General features: G+C 70.6%; 20 protein-coding genes and 1 pseudogene. 16 read left to right on the top strand and 5 right to left on the bottom strand.

What is annotated here, in order from left to right:
• Positions 1 to 15: 15 nt before the first annotated feature.
• From IEZ19_RS53480 to nthA, 3 genes and pseudogenes are all read left to right on the top strand, one after another.
• The gene (locus IEZ19_RS53480; RefSeq protein WP_189311779.1) at positions 16 to 297 is read left to right on the top strand and encodes an SH3-like domain-containing protein; all 282 of its coding nucleotides are present in this window, start codon (positions 16 to 18) and stop codon (positions 295 to 297) included.
• Positions 290 to 577 carry an SH3-like domain-containing protein gene (locus tag IEZ19_RS53475; protein ID WP_189311778.1) on the top strand — a complete coding sequence of 96 codons (288 nt, stop codon included), beginning with the start codon at positions 290 to 292 and terminating at the stop codon, positions 575 to 577. The genes IEZ19_RS53480 and IEZ19_RS53475 overlap by 8 nt, the downstream gene beginning before the upstream one ends.
• Positions 567 to 1,145: pseudogene (gene nthA, locus IEZ19_RS15535) on the top strand (nitrile hydratase subunit alpha); the annotation flags it as partial. The gene IEZ19_RS53475 and the pseudogene nthA, both read left to right, overlap by 11 nt.
• 7 nt (positions 1,146 to 1,152) lie before the next feature.
• Here the strand turns inward: nthA and IEZ19_RS15530 are convergent.
• A complete protein-coding gene (locus tag IEZ19_RS15530) occupies positions 1,153 to 2,610 on the bottom strand; it encodes a tetratricopeptide repeat protein (RefSeq protein ID WP_189311776.1) in 1,458 nt (485 codons plus the stop codon).
• A gap of 93 nt (positions 2,611 to 2,703) precedes the next feature.
• Here IEZ19_RS15530 and IEZ19_RS15525 point away from each other — a divergent pair, with 93 nt between their 5' ends.
• Positions 2,704 to 4,110 carry an FAD-binding oxidoreductase gene (locus IEZ19_RS15525; protein ID WP_189311775.1) on the top strand — a complete coding sequence of 469 codons (1,407 nt, stop codon included), beginning with the start codon at positions 2,704 to 2,706 and terminating at the stop codon, positions 4,108 to 4,110.
• 25 nt (positions 4,111 to 4,135) lie between these two features.
• On the opposite strand, the gene IEZ19_RS15520 is transcribed toward IEZ19_RS15525, so the two are convergent.
• Entirely contained in the window at positions 4,136 to 4,549 is a 414-nt protein-coding gene (locus tag IEZ19_RS15520) for an SsgA family sporulation/cell division regulator (RefSeq protein WP_189311774.1), read from the bottom strand.
• A 242-nt stretch (positions 4,550 to 4,791) separates the two neighbouring features.
• Here IEZ19_RS15520 and IEZ19_RS15515 point away from each other — a divergent pair, with 242 nt between their 5' ends.
• On the top strand, positions 4,792 to 6,531 hold the full coding sequence (locus IEZ19_RS15515) for an RDD family protein (protein ID WP_189311773.1): 1,740 nt from the start codon (positions 4,792 to 4,794) through the stop codon (positions 6,529 to 6,531).
• 111 nt (positions 6,532 to 6,642) lie between these two features.
• Positions 6,643 to 7,335, top strand: coding sequence for an RDD family protein (locus IEZ19_RS15510; protein ID WP_189311772.1), 693 nt, complete (start codon positions 6,643 to 6,645; stop codon positions 7,333 to 7,335).
• Between the two features lie 105 nt (positions 7,336 to 7,440).
• Here the strand turns inward: IEZ19_RS15510 and IEZ19_RS15505 are convergent, their stop codons facing one another.
• Positions 7,441 to 7,725: a hypothetical protein gene (locus IEZ19_RS15505; RefSeq protein WP_189311771.1), complete on the bottom strand. Its 285-nt coding sequence runs from the start codon at positions 7,723 to 7,725 to the stop codon at positions 7,441 to 7,443.
• Positions 7,726 to 8,147: 422 nt separating this feature from the next.
• Here IEZ19_RS15505 and IEZ19_RS15500 point away from each other — a divergent pair, with 422 nt between their 5' ends.
• Positions 8,148 to 10,487 (top strand): immune inhibitor A domain-containing protein, encoded by a 2,340-nt coding sequence (locus IEZ19_RS15500; protein WP_189311770.1) that lies wholly within the window; start codon positions 8,148 to 8,150, stop codon positions 10,485 to 10,487.
• Positions 10,488 to 10,608: 121 nt separating this feature from the next.
• The gene (locus IEZ19_RS15495) at positions 10,609 to 10,950 is read left to right on the top strand and encodes a hypothetical protein (RefSeq protein ID WP_189311769.1); all 342 of its coding nucleotides are present in this window, start codon (positions 10,609 to 10,611) and stop codon (positions 10,948 to 10,950) included.
• Between the two features lie 112 nt (positions 10,951 to 11,062).
• Here IEZ19_RS15495 and IEZ19_RS15490 read toward each other — a convergent pair whose 3' ends face one another.
• Together IEZ19_RS15490 and IEZ19_RS15485 are read right to left on the bottom strand one after the other, a co-directional pair.
• Complete coding sequence (locus tag IEZ19_RS15490) at positions 11,063 to 11,650, bottom strand: isochorismatase family protein (RefSeq protein WP_189311768.1); 588 nt, start codon at positions 11,648 to 11,650, stop codon at positions 11,063 to 11,065.
• Positions 11,651 to 11,733: 83 nt separating this feature from the next.
• Entirely contained in the window at positions 11,734 to 13,080 is a 1,347-nt protein-coding gene (locus tag IEZ19_RS15485; RefSeq protein WP_189311767.1) for a nicotinate phosphoribosyltransferase, read from the bottom strand.
• 139 nt (positions 13,081 to 13,219) lie between these two features.
• Between IEZ19_RS15485 and clpS the strand changes: the two genes are divergently transcribed.
• The 8 genes from clpS (at position 13,220) to IEZ19_RS15450 (ending at position 20,541) form a co-directional block, all read left to right on the top strand.
• Positions 13,220 to 13,537, top strand: a complete 318-nt coding sequence (clpS, locus tag IEZ19_RS15480; RefSeq protein WP_189311766.1) for an ATP-dependent Clp protease adapter ClpS — start codon at positions 13,220 to 13,222, stop codon at positions 13,535 to 13,537.
• Positions 13,538 to 13,548: 11 nt separating this feature from the next.
• A complete protein-coding gene (locus IEZ19_RS15475) occupies positions 13,549 to 14,154 on the top strand; it encodes a DUF2017 domain-containing protein (RefSeq protein ID WP_189311765.1) in 606 nt (201 codons plus the stop codon).
• A gap of 350 nt (positions 14,155 to 14,504) precedes the next feature.
• Positions 14,505 to 15,923 (top strand): amino acid permease, encoded by a 1,419-nt coding sequence (locus tag IEZ19_RS15470; protein ID WP_189311764.1) that lies wholly within the window; start codon positions 14,505 to 14,507, stop codon positions 15,921 to 15,923.
• Positions 15,924 to 16,085: 162 nt separating this feature from the next.
• Positions 16,086 to 16,508, top strand: a complete 423-nt coding sequence (locus IEZ19_RS15465; protein ID WP_189311763.1) for a M67 family metallopeptidase — start codon at positions 16,086 to 16,088, stop codon at positions 16,506 to 16,508.
• 91 nt (positions 16,509 to 16,599) lie between these two features.
• Entirely contained in the window at positions 16,600 to 16,695 is a 96-nt protein-coding gene (locus tag IEZ19_RS53470) for a putative leader peptide (protein ID WP_373296982.1), read from the top strand.
• A gap of 85 nt (positions 16,696 to 16,780) precedes the next feature.
• Complete coding sequence (locus IEZ19_RS15460) at positions 16,781 to 17,113, top strand: MoaD/ThiS family protein (protein ID WP_189311762.1); 333 nt, start codon at positions 16,781 to 16,783, stop codon at positions 17,111 to 17,113.
• 17 nt (positions 17,114 to 17,130) lie between these two features.
• The gene (locus IEZ19_RS15455) at positions 17,131 to 18,081 is read left to right on the top strand and encodes a PLP-dependent cysteine synthase family protein (RefSeq protein WP_189311761.1); all 951 of its coding nucleotides are present in this window, start codon (positions 17,131 to 17,133) and stop codon (positions 18,079 to 18,081) included.
• A gap of 378 nt (positions 18,082 to 18,459) precedes the next feature.
• Complete coding sequence (locus IEZ19_RS15450) at positions 18,460 to 20,541, top strand: putative Ig domain-containing protein (protein WP_189311760.1); 2,082 nt, start codon at positions 18,460 to 18,462, stop codon at positions 20,539 to 20,541.
• Positions 20,542 to 20,554: the final 13 nt, after the last annotated feature.

The following is a 20,554-nucleotide window of genomic DNA, read 5'->3' as shown; positions in this document are numbered from 1 at the left end:
CGTAGGGTGCCGCCCATGGCGAGGATCAACGACGTGGGCGGCACCGAGGGGTTCGGCGCCATCGACACCACCGACGACGCCGAACCCTTCCACGCGGACTGGGAGGCCCGAGTCGTCGGCCTCTACAACGCCCTGCGCGCGCAGGGAATCTTCAACACCAACGAGTTCCGGGACGCGATCGAGTCGATGCCACCGGTCGAGTACCTGTCGGCGTCGTACTACGAGCGCTGGTTCACGGCGATCTGCGCGCTGCTGGAGCGTAAGGGCGTGCTCGAGCCGGGTGAGCTGGGTGACTGACCGCTTCCGGCCCGGTACGGCGGTGCGCACCTTCCCCCACGACCCGCCGCACCACACCCGGCTGCCCCGGTACGCGCGCGGCAAGCGGGGCGTGGTCGTCGAGCCCGAGGGCCCGGCGGAACTGGCCGACGTCAGCGCGCAGGGCCGCGGGGACGCGCCCGTCGAGCAGATCTACGCCGTCCGCTTCGAGGCCCGCGACCTGTGGGGCGAGGGCGACCATCACGTCGTACTGGATCTGTGGGAAAGCTATCTGGCGGAGGTGCCCGACGATGAGCGGTGACCACTCGGACGGTGCTGTGGCCCGCCGGGTACGGCGGCTGGAGACCCTGCTGGAGGAGAAGGGGCTGCTCACGGGCGGCGAGCTGGACGAGACGATCGACGCGTTCCTCTCCGGCGCCTCCCCGGCCAGCGGCGCCAGGGTCGTCGCCCGCGCCTGGACCGACCCGGCCTACAAGGCGCGGCTGCTCGCCGACGGCACCGCCGCCGTCCGGGAACTGGGCTTCATGGAGGGCGCGTACCAGCGCCTCCGCGTGGTCGAGAACACCGAGACCACCCACAACGTCATCGTCTGCACCCTCTGCTCCTGCTACCCGCTGCGCCTGCTCGGACCGTCCCCCAGCTGGTACAAGTCCGAGGCCTACCGCTCCCGCGTGGTCCGCGAACCCCGCGCCGTCCTCGCCGAGTTCGGCCTGCGCCTGCCGGACGACACGGACATCACCGTCTGGGACTCCAGCGCCGAGACCCGCTACATGGTGCTGCCGCGCCGCCCGGAGGGGACCGAGACCCTGACCGAGGAGGAACTGGCGGGCCTGGTCACCCGGTACGCGCTGATCGGCACCGCCGCCGTACAGGCGGTCACGACACCGGCGCCGTCTCGTTCGGTACCTCGCCCAGGTCGCGCAGCGCCGCCCGCGTCTCCTTCACCCGCGCCGGCGAGAAGTACGGATTGATCTGCAGCGCCTCCTTCAGATGACGCCGGGCGAGCGCGCCCTCCCCCAACTCCCGCTCGATCATGCCGCGGTGGAACACATAGAGCGCGCTGCGCACCCCGCCGCCCTTCGTCTTGTCCGTCGCCTTCTCGGCGAAGTCCTGCGCCTCGTGCATCTCCCCGGTCTTGTACAGCGCCCAGCCGAGTGCGTCGGCGACCTCGATCCCCGGCTGCCGCTTCCACTCCGCGCGCAGCCGGTCCACCGCGTCCTGCGGGTCTCCGTGGTCCGCCTCGAACTGGCCGACCAGCAGCTCGTCGTCGACCCCGCCCGTCGCGTCGTGAGCCACCTGTTGCTGCAGCAGGTCGTACTGTGCGCGCGCCTCCTGGTCCATCCCCAGTGAGTCGTACAACTCTCCCAGTTCCAGCGCGAACTGGGGACTCGGCTGCTGGGCCTGCACTTTCTCGTACGCCTCCACCGCCTCCGTCGTCCGGCCCAGCGCGGCCAGCGCCCGGCCCTGCCCGGCCAGTGCCGCCCCAAGGTCGGGGTCGAGGCGGGCGGCGGCCTCGAAGTGCCGCAGCGCGTCCTCGCGGTCGCCGCGCTCCCAGGACAGCTGCCCCGTCCGCTCCAGATAGGCGGCCTGCTCGGCGGGCGTCCGTGCCGCCGCCGCGGCGTCGGCCAGCTGGGCCGCCGCGTCCTCGCGCCAGCCCCGGTCACGGTAGACGGCGGCGGCCCGCGCCATCACCGCCGGGTGGGCCGACGTGCCGGTGTGCAGCGCCATCAGCTTGTCCAGCGTGCCGCGCGCCGCCTTGTAGTCGCCGAGCCCCGTGTACGCGTCGATCAGCAGCGGATACACCGTCCACCGCTTCGGCTCCAGCTTCAGCGCCTGCTCCCCGCGGCTCTTCGCCTCACCGAAGTCCCGCCGCGCGTTCGCCAGCGCGGTCAGCCCCTCCAGCGCCCTGGCGTTCTTCTCGGCGCGCAGCCGCAGGGAGCTCTCCAGCGCCCGCTGGGCCTTCGGGTAGTTCGCGGCGTCGGCCGTTTGCCGCCCCCGCTCGACGTACGCCGTCCCGAGCACCGCCCACGCGGGGGCGTCCTTCGGATGCGCCCGCAGATACCGCTCCCGGTCCCCGATCAGCGCCGACAGGGCGGGCAGCGCGGCCGGCATGCCCGCGGTGACCGCCGTCAGGGCCTGTGCCTTCGGGCCCGGTGCGGGCGGCCTGGCCCGCCGCTCCTGAGGCGGCAGCAGCACCAGCACCCCGACAAACGCGGCGGCGCCCGCGGCACCGCCCGCGACCCCCGCGATCAGCACCCGCCGCAACACGCGCGGACGGCGGCGCGACGGCGCGGCCACCAGGGACGTACCAGGTCCGGACTGTTGGTTCTCCATGGCACTCACTGTGCGTCGATATGATGACCACATTGCGGCAGCGCAAGGCGCGCCCCGCATGGGGTTCACACCGATGGCCCCGGGTGCGACGCTGTGATCATGAGCCGCATCGAAGCAGTACGCGACGAAGCACAGGGCAACCTGGCCGACCGGCTCCTGTTGGGCCTGCCGGCCGAGGCGGTCCTCATCGATCCCGACGTCACGACCTCCTACGCCAACGACATGGCGAGCTTCTGCCCGGCCGGCACCCCGGCCGTGGTGGTGCTCCCGCGCACGGTCGAACAGGTCCAGCACGTCATGCGCACCGCGACCGAGCTGCGCGTCCCGGTCGTCCCGCAGGGCGCGCGCACCGGCCTGTCCGGCGGCGCCAACGCCTCCGAGGGCTGCATCGTGCTGTCCCTCACCAAGATGGACCGCATCCTGGAGATCAACCCCGTCGACCGGATCGCGGTCGTCGAGCCCGGCGTCGTCAACGCCACTCTCTCCCGGGCGGTCGAGGAACACGGCCTGTACTACCCGCCCGACCCCTCCAGTTGGGAGATGTGCACCATCGGCGGCAACATCGGCACCGCCTCCGGCGGCCTGTGCTGCGTGAAGTACGGGGTGACGGCCGAGTACGTGCTCGGCCTGGAGGTCGTGCTCGCCGACGGCCGGCTGATGTCCACGGGCCGCCGCACGGCCAAGGGCGTGGCGGGGTACGACCTCACCCGCCTGTTCGTCGGCTCCGAGGGCTCGCTCGGCATCGTCGTGAGGGCCGTCCTCGGGCTCAGGCCCAAGCCGCCCGAACAGCTGGTGCTGGCCGCCGAGTTCGCCTCCGCCGCGGCCGCCTGCGACGCCGTGTGCCGGATCATGGCGGGCGGACACGTGCCGTCCCTGCTCGAGCTGATGGACCGTACGACGGTCAAGGCCGTCAACGACATGGCCCACATGGGTCTGCCGGAGACCACGGAGGCCCTGCTCCTGGCCGCCTTCGACACCCCGAACCCGATGCCCGACCTGGCCGCCGTGGGCGCCCTGTGCGAGGCCGCGGGCGCCACCCAGGTGGTCCCGGCCGACGACGCCACCGAGTCCGAACTCCTGCTGCAGGGGCGGAGGTTGTCGCTGCCGGCCCTGGAGGCGGTCAAGGGTACGACGATGATCGACGACGTCTGCGTGCCGCGCTCCAAGCTCGGCGCGATGCTCGAGGGCGTCGAGCGGATCGCCGAGAAGTACGGGCTCACCATCGGCGTGTGCGCCCACGCCGGCGACGGCAACACGCACCCCACCGTCTGCTTCGACGCCCAGGACCCCGACGAGTCCCGGCGGGCGCGCGAGTCCTTCGACGAGATCATGGCGCTCGGCCTGGAACTCGGCGGCACCATCACCGGAGAGCACGGGGTGGGTGTGCTGAAGAGGGAGTGGCTCGCCCGGGAGATCGGCCCGGTCGGGGTAGAGATGCAGCGGGCGGTCAAGCAGGTCTTCGACCCGCTCGGCATCCTCAACCCGGGCAAGCTGTTCTGACCCCTCGTCCGTAACCCGGTCCGGGTCACTGGGCGAGCAGCTGGTCGAGCGCGTCGTCGATGCCCAGCTGTTCGCTCTCCGATCCGGGAGGCACCAGGCGCAGCGTCCGCTCCAGCCACGTGGACACCTGGGCGGACGGCGCCTCCAGCAGGGCGTCGCCGTCGGGAGAGCTGAGGGCGATCAGCACGATGCTGCGGCCCGGCGATTTCGTCGGCCACACCCGTACGTCCCCGTGACCGCACGGCCGGAACACCCCCTCCACCAGGAGTTCGCGGGCGAACGTCCAGTTCACGGGGTGCTCGGAGTTGATGTGGAAGGCGATGTGGACGGCGTACGGGTCCTCGGTGCGGTAGCTGAGCCGGGCCGGGACGGGGACGCTGCGCTCGGACGACAGGATGAGATTGAGCTCCAGCTCGCGCTCCACCACGGTGTAGTGCATGTCCTGCGGTTCCTCTCTCGGGCAGGTGTACGGGTCCCTGCGGGTGGGCCCGTACACGTGGAGAGGCGGCGGGGCCGCGGCCATTACGCGGGTTCCGGGAAGTTTTTCTCCGGACCCGTGAACCGGGTGCGCGGCGATGCCCGGAAAGGGGTGGGTCCTGCGGGACTGGCCGTGACGGAGGCCTGCGTCTGGTAGATGTGGAGGCCTTTAAACGACCCCCGAGCAGATACGGGACGACGGACATGAGCGCCCCAACCCCGGCCCCCGGTGACGACAGGCCCCGCGAGGGCTACTACCCGGACCCGTCCATCCCCGGCTACGTCCGGTACTGGAACGGTGCCGCCTGGGTGCCGGGCACCAGCCGTCCCGCGCCGCACGACGGCGAACCGCTCACCCCACCACCCGGCTCCGGCGCGGCGGCCCCCGCGGTAGAGGAGACGGGCCCGCACTTCTTCGACGAGGACCCACAGCCACCGGCTACGGGACCGCAGGCGTCGTACCCCGGACCGGAGCAGGGGTCCGGTGGGCCGGAACCGGCGTCGGCGTGGGGTGCTGACCGGGCCCGGCAGTCCGGGTTCGGCGGCGAGCAGGACCGGCGTGTGTCCTGGGGCGCCGACCCGCGCGACCCGCGCGTCCCCGCGGACTTCCCGTCCCAGCCGGACGGCCGCTCCCCCCACGCCGACGGCACGACGACGATCCCGCCCGCGGACCCGGCCGACGCGGCCGCCGGCGGCACGTTCGTCTTCCGCCGTCCGACGGCGGGCGGCGCGGGCGCAACGACTCCGGCCGACGACGGCACGATGACGTTCCGCGCCGCCCCTCCGGGGCAGCGGCAGCCGGGAGCCCAGGGGAGCGCGGGCGCGGCGGTCTCCGGTGGTTCGGACGCGGGGGCCGGTGCTCCGGCGGCAGGCTTCGGCGGGCCGGGACGCGCGGGCGCCGCCGGGGATGACGGTGGCGGTTCCGGGGGCGCGGACCCTGCCGGTACGGCTCCCGGCGTCTTCGGTGCGCCCGGGTCGGGAGCGGCAAGTGGCGCTGCCGGTGCCGGGTTCGGGGTTCAGGGCCCCGTGGGCGCAGGCGGCGCGGGAGCCGGGGGACCGGGCAGCGCGCGCCCGGGGTTCGGAGCCGGCAAGGCCGCGGCCGAACGGGCCGCCGCCGCGCAGGCGGAGGGACAGAGCGCGGCGGCCGGGGCACAGGCGGCCCAGGCCGACCCCGCGGCCCGAGCCAACCCGGCACAGCCGTCCCCCGCGGCCCAGGCATCCTCCACACCACAGCCGTCGCCCGCACCGCCCACACCCGGCACCTCTCCCGCCCCCGCCGCCCACGCCCCCTCCGTCCCCCAGCAGGCCGCCCCCGTGACGACAGGCGCCGGTGGCGGACAGGCCTCCTGGGCCCAGCAGGTGCACCAACTCGCCGGAACCGGCGCCGACGAACGCCCCGTGGCGCCCTGGAAGCCCCCCGTGGAGGACGTGTTCCAGGCGGCGGCCCGGCGGCAGGCGGCGGCCCGTCCCGCCGGCCTCGGCAAGCGCCTCGCCGCCCGGCTGATCGACTCGCTGCTCGTCGGCGCCGTCACCGGCGCGGCCGCCGTACCGCTCCTCACGAAGGCCGCCGACCACGTTCAGGAGAAGATCGACGCGGCCAAGCTGTCCGGCCGTACCGTCACCGTCTGGCTGCTCGACGGCACCACCGGCGCATACCTCGGCGTCGTCCTCGCCGTCCTCCTCGTCGTCGGCCTCCTCTACGAGGTGCTGCCCACCGCCAAGTGGGGCCGCACGCTGGGCAAGAAGGTGTGCGGCCTGGAGGTGCGGGACATCGAGGCCCACCAGCCCCCGACGTTCGGTTCGTCCCTGCGCCGCTGGCTCGTGTACACGGTCCCCGGTCTGCTCGGCATCGGCGTCGTCGGCGTCGCCTGGTGCCTGTTCGACCGCCCCTGGCACCAGTGCTGGCACGACAAGGCGGCGCACACCTTCGTCGCGGACCGGTAGCCGTACGCCGTGGACCGGACTCCCCGGTACGGCGTACGGCGCAGTCGATTGCGTACTCCGTACGGCCGCCCGTCGGATGCGGATCCGAGGCGTTCGCGGTGCACTCGGGCCATGAGCAGCGAACCGCCCCCCGGCTCCGGACAGCCGCCACCGGAAGACGACCCGTTCAGGAAGCAGCCCCCGTCCGGCCAGGGGTCGGGCTCGCCGTACGACACCCCGCACGGCGGCCAGGGCGGCCAGCCCCCGCCCCCCGGTGGCGGCCAGCCCCCGCCACCGTACGGAGGCGGGCAGCCCCCGCCCCCCGGGGGCGGCGGCCCGTACGGCGGCGGCGGTTACCCCGCCGATCCGCTCGCCGGCATGCCCCCGCTCGCGGACAGCGGCAAGCGCACGCTCGCGCGCATCATCGACCTGATCATCGTCGGCATCGTCGTCTGGCTGGTCACCTGGGGCTTCGGGGTGCGCGAGTACGACGTGAACAGCGACCGGATGGAGGTCGGCAAGTCCCTGGCCCAGTCGTTCATCGCGGCCGTGCTCTACATCGCCTACGACACCTTCCTGATCGCCAGGACGGGCCAGACCCTCGGCATGAAGTGGCTCGGCATGCGCGTGGCCAACCTCGACAACGGCGCCACGCCCTCCGTGCAGACCTCGCTGATCCGCGCCCTCGTGCTGTGGATCCCGTTCGCCTTCTGCTGCGCCTGCATCTGGACGGCGATCGCGGGCGGTTGGAGCTTCTTCGACAAGCCGTACAAACAGGGACTGCACGACAAGGCGGCCAAGACGGTGGTGGTCAGCACCGGTTGAGCCGCGAGCGGGGACGGCACAAGAGCAGTCGGCGGGTCCGTACGTCTCACGGATCCGCCGACTTCGTGTGTCTTCGTACTGGAGGTCTGGGTCTGTACGGGGGTGTCAGTGGGCCGTGGGTTCCCGCACCGGCTCGACCGCGGCGGCCACCGGCTCCCGCCGGGCCGGCACGTGCGGTCCGGCGGCCGGCGCCGGAGCCTCGGCCCCGGCCGTGCGCGGCTTGGGCAGGGGAACCGTCATCGCGACCAGCAGCCCCAGGGCGAGCGCCGCGAGGGCGATGACCGCGATTCCCAGACCCGAACTCGTCTGTGACAGCAGCAGCATGGCGAGAGTAGAGAAGATCACGGTGCACGAACCGTAGGCGAGCTGTGCGGCAGTCGGACGAGGCATGGCAATCGTGTCCTCGGGGGATACGGGGGATACGGGGGATACGGGGGGTGAGGCGGGCAACTGACCTGGCTTTCCGCCGACTTCCGGGCGTTCCGCCATTCGACTCTCTTGGCGTGCATGCCCGAGCGGAAACGCTGGTAAGCGTGACCTAACCCACGGTACCGGTGCACGGGGGGGCGCACGGAGTCATAGGGTCCGCCAGGACGGCCGGCTCACGCGCCCGTTGAGTGACACGCGAGGCGTTCGTAAATCGGACCCCTGCTCCGCATAGTGCACTTGACCTGCTCAAGTCAAGGTCTGTCTTTTCTTCTGAACCTCTAGTCAAATGACGTCACTTGACTACACGCGTTCATCAGGCGCCCACGGACCTTCTATGACCAGGACCCTTCCTTCCGTGCGCGCGACGCGGGGGAGGAACTCAAGTGACCAGCAGACCCTGGACGTTCAGAGCGGCCGCGATCGGTGTGACGCTCGCGGCCGCCTCGGCCACGTTCGCCACCTTTGCGGTGGCCGAGGCGAACACGGCGGCGAACCCCGCCGCCGTGGACCGGCACGACCCGCAGTCGGGGCAGAAGGAGCACGACTTCGACGGCCCGCTGAGCAAGACCCAGGAAGCTCAGCGCCAGGAAGCGCTCAACCAGGTCATATCCGGCAAGGCCACGGTCAAGAACCGTGGCGGTTCGAACGTCGTCCAGCTCAAGAGCAAGAAGGGCGACAGCAAGTACGTCGAACTCGGCCGCGAGAAGACCGACAAGATCTTCACGATCCTGGTCGAGTTCGGTGACCAGGTCGACAGCCGCTACGGCGGCACCCCGGGCCCGCAGCACAACCAGATCGCCGCGCCCGACCGTAAGAAGGACAACAGCACGGACTGGCAGGCGGACTACAACCAGACGCACTACCAGGACCTGTACTTCGGCACCGGCAAGGACACCGAGTCGCTGAAGAAGTACTACGAGAAGCAGTCCTCGGGCCGTTACTCGGTCGACGGTGAGGTGACCGACTGGGTCAAGGTCCCCTACAACGAGGCCCGTTACGGTTCCAACGAGGCCGGTGACGCCGCCGCCTGGTACGCGGTCCGGGACGGCGTCAACGCCTGGGTCGCCGAGCGCGAGGCCGCCGGTGACACCGCCGCCGAGATCCGCGCCGAGCTCGCCCAGTTCGACCAGTGGGACCGCTACGACCACGACGGCGACGGCGACTTCAACGAGCCCGACGGCTACATCGACCACTTCCAGATCGTGCACGCCGGCGAGGACGAGTCCGCGGGCGGCGGCGCCCAGGGCGAGGACGCCATCTGGGCCCACCGCTGGTACGCCTTCGGCACCGACGCCGGCGCCACCGGCCCGGACGACAACAAGCTCGGCGGCACCCAGGTCGGCGACACCGGCATCTGGGTCGGCGACTACACCATCCAGCCGGAGAACGGCGGACTCGGCGTCTTCGCGCACGAGTACGGCCACGACCTCGGCCTGCCGGACGAGTACGACACCAACGGCGGCGAGAACTCGACCGGGTTCTGGACGCTGATGTCGTCCGGCTCCTGGCTGGGCACGGGCAAGGACGCCATCGGCAACCTGCCCGGCGACATGAACGCCTGGGACAAGCTCCAGCTGGGCTGGCTCGACTACGACACGGCCAAGGCCGGCGTGAACTCGTGGCACAAGCTGGGCGTGGCCGAGTACAACACCAAGCACAAGCAGGCGCTGGTCGTCTCGCTGCCCGACAAGGCCGTCACCACCGAGGTGGTCACCCCGGCCGAGGGTGCGACGCAGTGGTGGAGCGGCAGCGGCAACGATCTGCGCAACACCCTGACCCGCACGGTCGACCTCACCGGCAAGTCCTCGGCCACGCTGTCCCTGGACGGCTGGTACGACATCGAGGCCGACTACGACTACCTGTACGCCGAGGTGTCGACGGACGGCGGCGCCAACTGGACCGCCCTCGACGGCACGGTGGACGGTCAGCCGATCACGCGCGACGCCAGCGACAAGCCGGCGCTGACCGGTTCCATCGACGCGTACGCGAAGCTGTCGTACCCGCTCGACGCCTACGCGGGCCAGAAGATCGGCCTGCGCTTCCGCTACCAGACGGACGGCGGTGTGGCGCTCAAGGGCTTCGCGGCCGACCGGATCACGGTGACGGCGGACGGCTCGGCGGTCTTCTCCGACAACGCGGAGAGCGTGGACCCGGCGTGGACGGCGACCGGCTTCTCGCGGATCGGCGCGTCCTTCACCAAGGACTACAAGCAGTACTACGTCGCCGAGAACCGGCAGTACGTGTCGTACGACAAGACCCTGAAGGTCGGCCCGTACAACTTCGGCTTCTCGACGACCCGTCCGGACTGGGTGGAGCACATCCCCTACCAGAACGGCCTGTTGGTCTGGAAGTGGGACACCTCGCAGCCGGACAACAACACGGCCGACCACCCCGGCACCGGTCTGATCCTGCCGGTCGACTCGCACCCGACGCCGCTGAAGTGGACCGACGGCACGCTGCTGCGCAACCGGTTCCAGGCGTACGACTCCCCGTTCACCCTGGAGCGCACCGACGCGATCACGCTGCACAAGGCGGACGTGCCGGTGCGGATCAAGTCGCAGAAGGGGGTGTCGGTCTTCAACGACCACACCAGCACCTACTACGACGCGTCGAACCCGGCCGCCGGTGTCAAGATCACTGACACCAACACCAAGATCAAGATCGAAAAGGTGGCCAAGGACGGCTCCACGATCGAGCTCGAGGTCGGGCCCGCGGTGAAGTAGTTCGCATCCTCGCAGGTCAGAAGCGTATCGGCGGTGACCCCCTGGCGGGTCGCCGCCGATCGTGTTTAGGTGCGTCCTGTGGCGCTCTTATTGACACCGACCGGAACGGGGATGTGACTGCATGGCCGCAGGAGGTTTCTGCAAGCTGCCGAACGGCACGGTGGTGGTGGCACTGAACCTGCCCAGCCCCGCCGCCGACGGCTCCCGAGGTGTGCGCGTTCTGGTGCACGCCCGGAACCGGGCGCGCGCCCTGACCCGGCTGCGCAACCTGGGCCTCCGGGCGGTCTACCTGCGCGGAAACGCGGCTCCACCGACCCCGGACGAGATCACGGCGGTCCTGCATCACCCCGACGGCCTGATATGGCGAACGGAACCTGACAACGGTGTCACGCCCGGGGAACTGATCCCGGAACTCTGGCACCCGATCAAGGCGCTGTTGCGCCGCCCGACGGCACAGGCGTAAGGGATCCGACCACGGCCGGGCTCCTGTTCTTCGCCGCCACGGCGATCAGCCACGACGGCGGAGACCGGCGGTGCCGAACCGGCCGGGACCCCTCATCGCGCCCCTCGAGGTGTCACGCGACGACGGGCTTGCCCGTGAGCTCCACGCCCGCCTCGCGCAGCTCCTCCAGTGCGCGGTCCGTGGAGTCGCGGGCGACCCCCGCCGTCAGGTCCAGCAGGACCCGCGTGCGGAAGCCCTCCTTCACGGCGTCCAACGCGGTCGCCCGCACGCAGTGGTCCGTCGCGATGCCGGCCACGTCGACCTCGTCGATCTCCCGGGCCCGCAGCCAGTCGCCGAGCTTCGCCCCGTTCTCGTCGGCGCCCTCGAACCCGCTGTACGCCGCGGCGTACGCCCCTTTGTCGAAGACGGCGTCGATCGCGCCGGAGGCGACCGCCGGGGCGAAGTTCGGATGGAAGCCCACCCCCTCCGTGCCCGCGACGCAGTGCGCGGGCCAGGAGCGGACGTAGTCGGGGTTGTCGGCGAAGTGGCCGCCGGGCGCGATGTGGTGGTCGCGGGTGGCCACCACGTGCCGGTAGCCGGCCGGGGCCTGGCCGATCAGCTCGGTGATGGCGGCAGCCACATCGGCACCCCCGGCCACCGCGAGGCTGCCCCCTTCGCAGAAGTCGTTCTGCACGTCTACGACGATCAAGGCGCGGCGCATGGTCGGTGTCCTTCTATGAGTGAAGTCAAGAGCCTAGAGACTTCGGCGGCCGTTCGGGAGAGGGCGTGGCCCGGCCATGCGCTCTAGTTACCCGAGCGCCCGTGCACGTACTCCGTCGGAATGACGGGTTCCCCGCGCGAGAGCTGTGTCGCAGACAGGGGCAGGGCGGCGCGGGCGGCCGCGTGCCGGTCCCGTACGACGTCCAGCGGCTCGCGGGCCACGACCTCGCCGCCCTTGACCAGCTCGACGAGCAGCTGCCGGTCCACCAGCTCCGCGGGCACCGGCCCGGTGCCGACGACCTCGGCCTCGGCCACCCCGTCCTCGTCCAGCCTCCGGGCCGCCCACTTGCGTCCGCCGACGGAGGTCTTGCCGCCCGTGGCCTTCTTCGCCACCGGGACCAGCGGATCCCTCGGGTCCGCGGACTCGGAGCGCGCGACCAGCTTGTAGACCATGGAGCAGGTCGGGTGCCCGGAGCCCGTCACCAGCTGGGTGCCGACGCCGTACGCGTCCACGGGCGCCGCCGCCAGCGAGGCGATGGCGTACTCGTCGAGGTCGGAGGTCACCACGATCTTGGTGTGGGCCGCGCCCAGCTCGTCCAGCTGCTGCCGCACCCGGTGCGCGACCAGCAGCAGGTCACCGGAGTCGATGCGCACCGCGCCCAGCTCGGGCCCGGCCACCTCGACGGCCGTACGGACGGCCTCGGCGACGTCGTACGTGTCCACGAGCAGTGTGGTGCCCCGGCCCAGGGTGTCGACCTGGGCCTGGAAGGCGTCCCGCTCGTGGTCGTGCAGGAGGGTGAAGGCGTGCGCGGAGGTTCCGACGGTCGGGATGCCGTAACGGAAGCCGGCGGCGAGGTCGGAGGTGGTCGCGAAGCCGCCGACGTACGCGGCGCGCGCGGCGGCGACGGCGGACAGTTCGTGGGTGCGGCGGGCGCCCATCTCGATGAGCGGCCGGTCGCCCGCGGCGGAGGACATACGGGAGGCGGCGGCCGCGATGGCCGAGTCGTGGTTGAGGATCGAGAGGATCACGGTCTCCAGGAGCACGCACTCGGCGAAGGAGCCCTCGACCCGCATGATCGGCGAGCCCGGGAAATACACCTCGCCCTCGGGATAACCCCAGATGTCACCGCTGAAGCGGTAGCGGGCCAGCCACTGGAGGGTCTCCTCGTCGACGATCTGCCGCTCGCGCAGGAAACCGAGGACGCCCGCGTCGAAGCGGAAGTTCTCCACCGCGTCCAGGACACGCCCGGTGCCCGCCACGACGCCGTAGCGCCGCCCGTGGGGCAGCCGCCGGGTGAAGACCTCGAACACGCTCCGCCGTTCGGCCGTACCCGCTTTCAGGGCGGCCTGCAGCATCGTCAGCTCGTACTGGTCCGTGAAGAGCGCCGTCGAGGGAACATCCACCGGCAGCCCAAGGTCTGCTACGTCCACCACATCTCACCTAGCTCATGACTCTCCGGGTACCCCGGGCCCGGCCGGGGGTCCGGGGGTTGTCCCCCGGTGTTTGCAGCACGAGCGAGGATGGTACCCCCATTTCGTCAGTGTGACGATTTTTGCTCGGCGTGGCAGCATGGGGCCTGTGACGTCACCCGCTCCCCTAGAGATCGAACGCACCGAGTCGGCGGAGGAGGTCTTCGCCGTACCCGAGCCCGACGTCCCCTGGGTCACGATCGTCCACAACGACCCGGTCAACCTCATGAGTTATGTGACGTACGTCTTCCAGACGTACTTCGGCTACACCAAGGACAAGGCCACCAAGCTCATGCTCGACGTCCACCACAAGGGCCGGGCAGTCGTCTCCAGCGGCAGCCGCGAGGAGATGGAACGCGACGTGCAGGCGATGCACGGCTACGGTCTGTGGGCCACCCTCCAGCAGGACCGGAAGTAACGACCCCACTGATGCCAGGACACTTCGAACCGCTCCCCGGCGGCGGCGCGGCCGTCGCACTCGACGACGTCGAGATCTCCATCATCCGGTCGCTCGCCGTCCAGCTCATGGAGCTGATCGGCCCCGGCCCCGCCGAGGACGCCAAGGGCGACCCGCTCGCCGAGCTGTTCGCCGAGGGCCCGAGCGAGCCGCCCGCCGATCCGGTGCTGCGCCGCCTGTTCCCGGACGCCTACAGCGACCCGGAGAAGGCCCCGGACTCGCCCCAGGACGCCGAGGAGCAGCTGGCCCACTCCGCCGAGTTCCGCCGCTACACGGAGAACGACCTGCGGGCCGGTAAGCGCGACAACGCCCTCGCGGTGATCCGCAGCCTGGACGCGCTGTCGCCGGTCGGCGAGGGCGGCGCGGTCCTCAAGCTGTCGCCCGACGGGTCCCGGCAGTGGCTGGCCGCGCTCAACGACCTGCGCCTGGCGATCGGTTCACGGCTCGAGATCACCGACGAGGACGACACCGACCTCCTCTACCGGCTGCCGGACGAGGACCCGCGCAAGCCGATGGTGATGGCGTACCTGTGGCTCGGCGGCCTCCAGGAGACGCTCGTCTCGACCCTCATGCCCTGACCGGTCGCGACTCTCATGCCCTGATGTGCTGATTTGATCCGGTTTCGTGTTCGCTCAGAGGACACTCAGATCCGGATAACGATCCCGTCACCGTTGCGGCCTAATTTGCCGGTGTTGAGCAGTATTTGTCCGGTTCTTCCTGTGTGATGCACCACAGGCGGTACCGGCGATCAGTGTTGCGGCCGTGATAAATCTTCACGACCGCCCGGCCAGCACCACCCATGTTCGGCCGGGTGCGCCACCGAGCCGGCAACCGCCGGCCAGGCACCGCTCCATCAATCCGGGGGGATCGAAATCCGATCCGAGGCCGACGAAAGGCCCGGATCGGCATGGAGAAAGGCGCACCACACATGACCTCTGCGAAGGTCACCGAAACCCCCGAAGAGGGGTACGAGCGCGGGCTCGGCAGCCGTCAGGTCCAGATGATCGCGATCGGCGGCGCCGTCGGCGTCGGCCTGTTCCTCGGAGCCGGGGCGAACATCGCCAAGGCCGGACCCAGCCTCATCCTCATGTACGCCCTCGCGGGCCTGATCATCTTCTTCATCATGAGAGCGCTCGGCGAACTTCTGCTCTACCGCCCCGTCTCGGGTTCCTTCGCGGAGTACTCCCGGGAGTTCCTCGGCCCGTTCTTCGGCTACTTCACCGGCTGGACGTACTGGCTGATGTGGGTGGTGACCGGTATGGCCGAACTGACGGCAACCGCCATCTACGTCAACTACTGGTTCCCGTCCGTCCCGCAGTGGGTGACGGCGCTGGTCTTCCTGGTGGTCCTCTTCGTGGCCAACCTGATCTCGGTGAAGCTGTTCGGCGAGATCGAGTTCTGGTTCTCCATGGTCAAGGTCACCGCGCTCGTCGGCATGATCGTGATCGGTCTCGGCGTCCTCACCTTCGGCTTCAGCGCCGCCGGTGACACCGCCACCGTCTCCAACCTCTGGCAGTTCGACGGCTTCTTCCCCAAGGGCATCGGCTCCTCCCTGATGACCCTTCAAGGCGTCATGTTCGCCTACCTGGCCGTCGAGCTGGTCGGTGTGACGGCGGGCGAGTCCGAGAACCCGGAGAAGACCCTCCCCAAGGCGATCAACACCCTGCCCTGGCGCATCGTCCTGTTCTACGTCGGTGCCCTCACCGTCATCCTGTGCGTGGTGAAGTGGACCGAGTTCGCGGAGGGCGTCAGCCCGTTCGTGAAGGCGTTCGCGATGATCGGCATCCCGGCCGGCGCCGGCATCGTCAACTTCGTGGTGCTCACGGCGGCCCTGTCGTCCTGCAACTCCGGCATGTACTCCACCGGCCGCATGCTGCGCACCCTCGCGGACAACGGCGAGGCCCCGCGCGCCTTCAACCGCCTGTCGGCCTCCAAGACCCCGGCCCTCGGCATCACGGTCTCGGTCGCCTTCATGGCCATCGGTGTGATCCTCAACTACATCGTCCCGGAGAAGGCGTTCGGCTACGTCACCTCCGTCGCCACCGCGGCCGGCATCTGGACCTGGCTGATGATCCTGATCAGCCACGTCCGCTACCGCCGCGCGGTGACCGCGGGCCGGCTGCCCGCCTCGTCCTTCCCGGCGCCGGGCGGCGCGGTGTGCTCGTACATCGCCATCGCGTTCCTGCTCTTCGTCACCGGCCTGATCGCGTACGATGCCGACTCCCGCGTCTGCCTGTACGTCATGGCGGGCTGGGCGGTCGCGCTCGGTGTCGGCTGGCTGGTCCTCAAGAGCCGCACACCGGAGATCGCCGCCCGCCGCGAGCCGGATCTGGAGCGCGTCGGCTGACCACCGCGCTCCGGCCACCGTGCATCTGACCATCACGGAGGACGTCCGGCCGTAGCGAGTACTCGTGGCACTCGCTGCGGTTGCCGCTCAGGGCGTCCGGCATACGGGCCGCCCCGTACCACCCCTCGGTACGGGGCGGCCCCTCTGCTTATCCTGACGACCATGCTGACCATCACCCAGGACCTGTTCGACAAGATCGTCGCCCATGCGCGCCAGGACCACCCCGACGAGGCGTGCGGCGTGGTCGCCGGCGCGGTGGGCGCCGGCCGCCCCGAGCGCTTCATCCCGATGCTGAACGCGGCCCGCTCGCCCACGTTCTACGAGTTCGACTCGCAGGACCTCCTCAAGCTCTACCGGGAGATGGACGACCGCGACGAGGAGCCGGTGATCATCTACCACTCCCACACGGCGACCGAGGCCTACCCGTCCCGGACCGACATCGGCTACGCCAACGAGCCCGGTGCCCACTACGTCCTCGTGTCCACGGCGGACACGGACGGTCTCGGCGACTTCCAGTTCCGCTCCTTCCGGATCCTCGACGGCGAGGTCACCGAGGAGGAGGTCAAGGTCGTAGAGACCTACTGAACCCACCGCCGATCCCGTGGTTCGGACAGAATTCATCCACGATGCGAGATCACATTCCGTGGAGCGGAGGGGGAATCGATACGATGACCCCATGGTTCTTCCCGACGTGAGCGACAAGGCGCCGAGCGTGCTGCTCGTGGCGCGGCTGCACGTCGATCTGTGCAGGCTGGACAGCGCCATCTGTTGACGTTCCCTGCCGCCGTACGGCCGTGAGCCGCGGCGGGCCGCCGTGTGCCTACAGACCCGACCCTTTCCGACAGGAGCCCGCAACCATGGCCATCGAGGTCCGCATCCCGACCATCCTCCGCCAGTACACCGACGGTCAGAAGGCGGTGGAGGGCAGCGGTGACACCCTCGCCGAGCTGTTCACCGACCTCGAGACCCGTCACACGGGCATCCAGGCCCGCATCGTGGACGAGGGCAAGCTGCGCCGCTTCGTCAACGTCTACCTGAACGACGAGGACGTCCGCTTCCTCGACAACATCAACACCAAGCTGTCCGACGGCGACACCGTGACGATCCTGCCCGCCGTCGCGGGAGGTTCTGCCGCGGCGGAGCCGCGTCCGACCGGGGTGGCGGTCGGGCGACGGGCGGGCATGGTCTGATCGGCCGCTGGTTCCCCATGCGCTACGACTCTCCGCTCGCCGCGGTCGGCAACACCCCCCTGGTGCGCCTGCCGCGGCTCTCGCCGTCCGCCGACGTCCGGATCTGGGCGAAGCTCGAGGACCGCAACCCGACCGGCTCGGTCAAGGACCGTCCCGCGCTGCACATGATCGAGCAGGCGGAGAAGGACGGCCGGCTGACCCCGGGCTGCACGATCCTCGAGCCCACCTCCGGCAACACCGGCATCTCGCTGGCCATGGCGGCCAAGCTCAAGGGCTACCGCATGGTGTGCGTGATGCCCGAGAACACCTCGCAGGAGCGGCGCGACCTGCTCGGCATGTGGGGCGCCGAGATCATCTCCAGCCCGGCCGCGGGCGGCTCCAACACGGCCGTACGCGTCGCCAAGGAGCTGTCGGCCGAGCATCCCGACTGGGTGATGCTCTACCAGTACGGCAACCCGGACAACGCGGGCGCCCACTACGCCACGACCGGGCCGGAGATCCTCGCCGACCTCCCCTCGATCACCCACTTCGTCGCCGGCCTCGGCACCACCGGCACGCTCATGGGCGTCGGCCGTTACCTGCGCGAGCACAAGCCGGACGTGAAGATCGTCGCCGCCGAGCCGCGCTACGACGACCTGGTGTACGGCCTGCGCAACCTCGACGAGGGCTTCGTACCGGAGCTGTACGACGCCTCCGTCCTCACCACCCGCTTCTCGGTCGGCTCGGCCGACGCGGTCACCCGCACCCGTGAACTCCTCCAGCAGGAGGGCATCTTCGCGGGCATCTCCACCGGCGCCGCGCTGCACGCCGCGATCGGTGTCGGCCGCAAGGCGGTGAACGCCGGCGACAGCGCCGACATCGTCTTCGTCGTGGCCGACGGCGGCTGGAAGTACCTCTCCACGGGCGTCTACACGGCGGCCACCACGGAGGAGGCCATCGAGACGCTCCAGGGCCAGCTCTGGGCGTAAGCGCTCCGCCGGGAGAGCGGTGACCGACCTGCGGGCCGGTGGGGGCCGGCCGCGCCCCGCGGCGGGGCCGCATGTCGACACCGCCCCGCGCCCCTGTCGGGGCGCGGGTCTCCTCACGCGCTTCCCAACTACTGCTCATCTACGCGCCAACCCCCTTCTACGAGGGGGCTAAGCGCTGCCTATGGAGCGGCAAAGATCTCATCCGCGAGGATTCGCGGGGGGTGCGCCGTGGCTAGGTTCTCGCCGTCCTGTCATGTCACGCTCATCGATAGGGCGCTTCAAGTGTCATGCTCATGATCGCGCTCTCCGCCGCCGCTACGCGCGTCACGGGCCTGCCACCCGACTCGAGAACCCCACTCCCGATGGAGGCAGCACCCCATGCGTGAGTCACACCCGAGCAGGCGGAGACGAAGCCTGCGCAGGCTCCTCGCCGTCGCCGTGCCCGCCCTCGCCCTCACCGTCTCCGGTTTCCTCGCCGCACCGACGGCCGGCGCCCAGCCCGCTCCCGTCACCTCGCACACCACCGCGCACACCACCCGGGCCGCCCAGAACTCCAAGGCCCTGACCGACCCGCAGCGGCAGGCCTTCCACTCCACCGGCAAGGCCGGCCAGAAGGTGCCCACCGAGCACCTGTGCACCACCGCCGAACCGGGCAGCGCGTCCTGCTTCGCCCAGCGCCGCACCGACATCCGCCAGCGACTGTCCGCGGAGGTGGCCGCCGCCCCCTCCGGCCTCAGCCCGGCCAACCTGCACAGCGCCTACAACCTGCCCTCGACGGGCGGCTCCGGCCTGACCGTTGCCGTCGTCGACGCCTACAACGACCCCAACGCCGAGGCAGACCTGGCCACTTACCGCGCGCAGTACGGCCTGTCCGCGTGCACCAAGGCCAACGGCTGCTTCAAGCAGGTCAGTCAGACCGGCTCCACCACCTCGCTGCCTCCCAACGACACCGGCTGGGCGGGCGAGGAAGCGCTCGACATCGACATGGTCAGCGCCGTCTGCCCGAACTGCAACATCATCCTCGTCGAGGCCACCTCGCCCACCGACGCCAACCTCGGCACCGCCGAGAACGAGGCCGTCGCGCTCGGCGCCAAGTTCGTCTCCAACAGCTGGGGCGGCTCCGAGGCGTCCAACCAGACCACCCTCGACACCCAGTACTTCAAGCACCCCGGCGTCGCCATCACCGTCTCCTCCGGTGACGAGGCTTACGGTGCCGAGTACCCGGCGACCTCCCAGTACGTGACCGCCGTCGGCGGCACCGCCCTCACCACCGCCTCCAACTCCCGCGGCTGGAGCGAGTCGGTGTGGAAGACCAACAGCACCGAGGGCACCGGCTCCGGCTGCTCGGCGTACGACCCGAAGCCGGCCTGGCAGACCGACACCGGCTGCACCAAGCGCATGGAGGCCGACGTCTCCGCGGTCGCCGACCCGGCCACGGGCGTCGCGGTCTACGACACCTACGGCGGCTCCGGCTGGGCGGTCTACGGCGGCACCAGCGCCTCCGCCCCGATCGTCGCCGGCGTCTACGCCCTCGCGGGCACCCCGGGCGCGAGCGACTACCCGGCGCAGTACCCCTACTCCCACACCGGCAACCTGTACGACGTGACCAGCGGCAACAACGGCAGCTGCGCCACCTCGTACTTCTGCACCGCCCGCACCGGCTACGACGGCCCGACCGGCTGGGGCACCCCCAACGGCACCGCCGCCTTCAGCGCCGGCGCGAGCAGCGGCAACACGGTGACCGTCACCAACCCGGGCAGCCAGTCCACCGCGACCGGCGGCTCGGTGAGCCTGCAGATCCACGCGAGCGACAGCGCGGGCGCGAGCCTCACCTACAGCGCCTCCGGGCTGCCGACGGGACTGTCCATCAACAGCTCGACCGGCCTGATATCCGGTACGGCGTCCACCGCGGGCACCTACAACGTGACCGTCTCCGCGACCGACTCCACCGGCGCCTCGGGAGCCGCGTCCTTCACCTGGACCGTCAGCACCTCCGGCGGCGGCAGCTGCACCTCGGCGCAGCTGCTCGGCAACCCGGGCTTCGAATCGGGCAGCGCGAGCTGGACCGCGACCAGCGGCGTCATCACCACCGACTCCGGTGAGGCCTCGCACGGCGGCTCGTACAAGGCCTGGCTGGACGGTTACGGCACCTCGCACACCGACACGCTCTCCCAGTCGGTGACCGTCCCGGCCGGCTGCAAGGCGACCTTCACCTTCTGGCTGCACATCGACACCGCGGAGACCACCACCAGCACCCAGTACGACAAGCTGACGGTGACCGCCGGTTCGACGACCCTGGCGACGTACTCGAACCTCAACAAGGCCTCGGGCTACACCCAGAAGACCTTCGACCTGTCCTCGTTCGCGGGCTCGACGGTCACCCTGAAGTTCTCCGGTGTGGAGGACTCCTCCCTCCAGACCAGCTTCGTCGTCGACGACACTGCCGTCACGACCGGCTGACCCACCGCCGAAC

Origin of the sequence: Streptomyces brasiliensis, assembly GCF_014647875.1 — a bacterium.
Lineage (GTDB): Bacteria > Actinomycetota > Actinomycetes > Streptomycetales > Streptomycetaceae > Streptomyces > Streptomyces brasiliensis.
This window is presented reverse-complemented; position numbering and strand designations above follow the sequence as displayed.

Bases quoted from the DNA above. Each gene is read 5' to 3' on its own strand.
- IEZ19_RS15470 (WP_189311764.1), top strand. From the start codon at position 14,505: ATGACCTCTGCGAAGGTCACCGAAACCCCCGAAGAGGGGTACGAGCGC.
- IEZ19_RS15450 (WP_189311760.1), top strand. From the start codon at position 18,460: ATGCGTGAGTCACACCCGAGCAGGCGGAGACGAAGCCTGCGCAGGCTC.
- clpS (WP_189311766.1), top strand. From the start codon at position 13,220: ATGGGGCCTGTGACGTCACCCGCTCCCCTAGAGATCGAACGCACCGAG.
- IEZ19_RS15475 (WP_189311765.1), top strand. From the start codon at position 13,549: ATGCCAGGACACTTCGAACCGCTCCCCGGCGGCGGCGCGGCCGTCGCA.
- IEZ19_RS15530 (WP_189311776.1), bottom strand. From the start codon at position 2,610: ATGGAGAACCAACAGTCCGGACCTGGTACGTCCCTGGTGGCCGCGCCG.
- IEZ19_RS15515 (WP_189311773.1), top strand. From the start codon at position 4,792: ATGAGCGCCCCAACCCCGGCCCCCGGTGACGACAGGCCCCGCGAGGGC.
- IEZ19_RS15490 (WP_189311768.1), bottom strand. From the start codon at position 11,650: ATGCGCCGCGCCTTGATCGTCGTAGACGTGCAGAACGACTTCTGCGAA.
- IEZ19_RS15455 (WP_189311761.1), top strand. From the start codon at position 17,131: ATGCGCTACGACTCTCCGCTCGCCGCGGTCGGCAACACCCCCCTGGTG.
- IEZ19_RS15495 (WP_189311769.1), top strand. From the start codon at position 10,609: ATGGCCGCAGGAGGTTTCTGCAAGCTGCCGAACGGCACGGTGGTGGTG.
- IEZ19_RS53470 (WP_373296982.1), top strand. From the start codon at position 16,600: ATGGTTCTTCCCGACGTGAGCGACAAGGCGCCGAGCGTGCTGCTCGTG.
- IEZ19_RS15460 (WP_189311762.1), top strand. From the start codon at position 16,781: ATGGCCATCGAGGTCCGCATCCCGACCATCCTCCGCCAGTACACCGAC.
- IEZ19_RS15520 (WP_189311774.1), bottom strand. From the start codon at position 4,549: ATGCACTACACCGTGGTGGAGCGCGAGCTGGAGCTCAATCTCATCCTG.
- IEZ19_RS15510 (WP_189311772.1), top strand. From the start codon at position 6,643: ATGAGCAGCGAACCGCCCCCCGGCTCCGGACAGCCGCCACCGGAAGAC.
- IEZ19_RS15505 (WP_189311771.1), bottom strand. From the start codon at position 7,725: ATGCCTCGTCCGACTGCCGCACAGCTCGCCTACGGTTCGTGCACCGTG.
- IEZ19_RS53480 (WP_189311779.1), top strand. From the start codon at position 16: ATGGCGAGGATCAACGACGTGGGCGGCACCGAGGGGTTCGGCGCCATC.
- IEZ19_RS15465 (WP_189311763.1), top strand. From the start codon at position 16,086: ATGCTGACCATCACCCAGGACCTGTTCGACAAGATCGTCGCCCATGCG.